We start from the raw sequence: 3,395 nt of genomic DNA, 5'->3' as shown, positions 1-3,395 counted from the left end.
ACAAAACTCTATCAAGCACCCGTTTGAGGATGCTTTGTAGAGGTTTCTACTTTTTGGGATGTTGAGTTGATTACTGTAAACTTACTCCGCTATAGCTCTCTGGTGGGATCAATGTTCCGTATTCATCTTGAACACCGATATCAGTTAACATGTCGCCATACTGATGAACGAGCGCATTCATGTACCTGATACCTCTCTTACTCAAAACAGGTATTTTTCCACCGCAGATGACCGTATTGGGTGCCGGTTTTTCATCAAATGGCTCAAGTAGCATTGAGTAGAATCTGGCTCGCCATTGAGTATCTTTTCTATCCATCAGATATCCATCAAGAAGACCAAATAAGAAGTGACGGCTAACCTCAATATCACCTGTTTCATAACGATAAATCGGGCGATGCCAAGTCGCCACTAAGTGATAGACATAGGCTTCAGCCACTCGCCAGCCGAAAAACTCATAAGGTTCTACTTGCATATCCATCATTCCACTCCCGGCAAGAATGGCTGAACCTGTTCAATCATCCGCTCGCGAGCAGTAAGCAATAGTTCTTTTCTTCCACCCACTCCCCATTGATTCATTTTCCGAGCACAGATACTGATATCTTTTGTTTCCGCATTAATAACCAGATCCAATTTGTTTAGGCGGACCATTGCATCAAATCCAAGCAGCACGGCATCACGGAAAGTGTTATAAACTCGGATTTCAAATTCTGGCTTGAGCCAAGCTGCATATCTAATCACAAGCAGCTCAACACCCCATATTCCTGGATTATCACCACCATTGTTAACTTTAAGTGGTTGATTTTGTTCCAGAGGACTTTTTTGTCCTTTGGTTAATGCTTCTATGAATCTTTTAACCTGAGCACTTCGAATAAACTTGCTAGGCTTTTGAGATTCTGTTGCTTCTCCGTTGGCTACCGCAGCAGCATGCAAGTCGTTTAGGTTGTAACGTCCTTCGTTATCTACACGAACAGATACGCCATTAACAATAACGGTTGGGTATTTCATCATGTGGTTTCCTATAGAAAGTGAACCTGTTCGCACAGAAAAGCCGCCCCAAGATAACCACGTAATTAGCGGTTTTCTCAGGCTCACTTTCTGTAGGTTCTTGGATTAAATTTGCGCGTGCGAATGCGCAGTGAAAATAAAAATGCCACCATCCCGTGAGCGTTGGGTACGCGATGGGAACGGGTGGCAGCATGGGTTATTTCTGTAGCCACTCAGGGAATGGGCAGAGGAATATTGTTTAATTCATGTATTATTATTTTTATTGCAATAATTTTATTTAGGTATCTTATATTAAAAAATGAATGCAGTAAGTCACATTTAGAAAGTTATTCGTATGAAGATTGAAAAATAAGTATGTAATATTTTCTCTTTTTATACTTTATAAGGATATCTATATATGAATATACACCATTATTACCCCCAAATTCGATGGAAAGCGGCTGAATATGAAGCTCTTAAAGAGTTATCACTTGATGTAATTTCTGGTTTAACTCCCATTATTTCTGTTCTAGATATTCCTTGGGATTTCATAAACGAATGCTATCAAAAAAACTTGATAGATCACCTTTCATCATTCGGAGAAATATTAGCTGACTCATGGAAATCTGAACGTCCTGCATTTGTTGATGTTGGTTATTTAGATGAGCATGGTGACATGCAAAATCACCCACTAGATATCTGTATTAGTCATGCAAAAAATCACGGGAAAGAATTAATCCCTGTCATATCACCAGATTACTCTACAGAATATATATATTCTGTACTGAGAAATAATAGTAATGGTGCTGCAATAAAAGTAACACCAAAAAATGCAGGGCTTATATTGTACTTACTTACACAAATTAAACTAGACGCTAAAGATGTCGATTTAATTATAGATTTTACTGATATTCCAGATCTGACCACAAAACTAATAGAGGATGCAATTTATCACTATGTAACGGTTTGTAACTTGAAGAACTGGAGGAGAATAATATTTTCAAGTTGTCATTATCCACAATTTCAAACAGGTATCCAGCAACATACGATACACACCATCCCAAGAGAAGAGTGGAGTTTATGGCAAAAAATAGTAGAAACGTCCGGCATGACTAGAACTCCAGGATTTAGTGATTACCCCACTGCCAGCTCAGAAATAAGCAATATTGACCCTCGATTGATGTCCCCGCATGTTTCAGTTCGTTACTCTGATTGGAGCAATTGGATCATCGTTAAGGGCTTGGCAGCCAGAAAAAATGGTTGGGGGCAAACACAAAATCTCTCTCAAATCTTAGTTAATAGTCCCTATTATTTTGACCCAAATTATAGTTGGGGGGATAGATATATACACGATAGAGCTAACAATACTGTAAAAGCTGGTAGCTCAAAGATATGGAGAAAAGTTGCACACACACATCATTTCACTATGGTAGTTGAGCAGCTTTCTCAATACTCCACTAAATATCCTGCTATACCTTAGTTTTTCCACGTAGTCCTTTGCTTCAAAGTGTGCCTCACTTCAACTTTCAATTTTTCAAGTGAGGTATGCTGTGCAATTATATCCCATAGTTCAAAACGTGGTTTGCTTTTATTGCCTTTCAATATATTCCATTTTTCCATAATACGAAGACATTCATCTTTCCAAAGCAGTTTTGCTAATGAAAAAACATCACCATCAGGATTTAGTTTATCCCGCCTGTAGTTATGTATATGAATCGCTCCCCTACCACCTTGATTGACTATTTTTATCCCCCACCATTCAGGGATAATTTTTTGAGCAGCCAATAAATGAGAATCATGTACAACTAGTGTGACTTTATCCATAACTAAGGAATACTGCTCTATCTGGTTAGGTAGTCTCAAAAGATTGTCTCTCTCGCTCTTTAACTCATAACCATGAATAATTCCATTAATAACCGCAATATCAGCACGGCATAGACCCTGATTCAAAGAAAACTCATCAATAACCAGTGTATCTGGATCTTTATGATGCTCTTTCAATATCTTAGAATGAACAGCACGCCGCACGTCTATGTCTTTCATTTTCTTGTCTTTCTTTCCAAGGAGTTAATGTGTTCGCTTTTTAGGACAAAAACTTTAAACGCTTACTGAATATATAGCACTATTTTTTTCTTCGTCCTCTGACGTAAAGCTAATTTTAAGAAAAATTCCAATACTCAGTTAAAGCACTGCCCCTTAACCCATTCCCACCACCTCAGTATCATTTGCTCTGAGGTGGTGTTGCGTTATTCCACGCAGATACAGCAGTGACCGATGACGCTTCCTCTGGCCCACATGCACCACAGTCAGTACATTGCACAAAAAACCACGTGTCATTTGAATATGAATTAACAGCCGTATCTGAACCACTACAAAACGGGCACGGTTTGAGTTTGTCTGTCATTACTGTG

At 38.8% G+C, this 3,395-nt stretch carries 5 protein-coding genes; 1 reads left to right on the top strand and 4 read right to left on the bottom strand.

Annotation, left to right across the window (positions count from 1 at the left end; all coding sequences use genetic code 11):
• Positions 1-70 precede the first annotated feature (70 nt).
• Positions 71-481 carry a hypothetical protein gene (locus IQ211_RS18470; RefSeq protein ID WP_189761272.1) on the bottom strand — a complete coding sequence of 137 codons (411 nt, stop codon included), beginning with the start codon at positions 479-481 and terminating at the stop codon, positions 71-73.
• The gene (locus IQ211_RS18465) at positions 478-1,005 is read right to left on the bottom strand and encodes a KilA-N domain-containing protein (RefSeq protein ID WP_189761274.1); all 528 of its coding nucleotides are present in this window, start codon (positions 1,003-1,005) and stop codon (positions 478-480) included. The genes IQ211_RS18470 and IQ211_RS18465 overlap by 4 nt, the downstream gene beginning before the upstream one ends.
• Positions 1,006-1,402: 397 nt before the next feature.
• Here IQ211_RS18465 and IQ211_RS18460 point away from each other — a divergent pair, with 397 nt between their 5' ends.
• Positions 1,403-2,464, top strand: a complete 1,062-nt coding sequence (locus tag IQ211_RS18460) for a beta family protein (protein WP_189761271.1) — start codon at positions 1,403-1,405, stop codon at positions 2,462-2,464.
• Here IQ211_RS18460 and IQ211_RS18455 read toward each other — a convergent pair.
• Positions 2,461-3,027 (bottom strand): sce7726 family protein, encoded by a 567-nt coding sequence (locus IQ211_RS18455; protein WP_189761270.1) that lies wholly within the window; start codon positions 3,025-3,027, stop codon positions 2,461-2,463. The genes IQ211_RS18460 and IQ211_RS18455 overlap by 4 nt on opposite strands.
• Before the next feature lie 178 nt (positions 3,028-3,205).
• Positions 3,206-3,395, bottom strand: a 190-nt coding sequence (locus tag IQ211_RS18450; protein ID WP_223281882.1) for a Lar family restriction alleviation protein, incomplete at its 5' end; no start/stop codon positions are given.

The sequence above is a fragment of the Xenorhabdus griffiniae genome (genome assembly GCF_015163655.1).
Lineage (GTDB): Bacteria > Pseudomonadota > Gammaproteobacteria > Enterobacterales > Enterobacteriaceae > Xenorhabdus > Xenorhabdus griffiniae.
The sequence above is the reverse complement of the archived record's forward strand: the minus strand, read 5'-3'. Positions and strand labels throughout refer to the sequence as shown.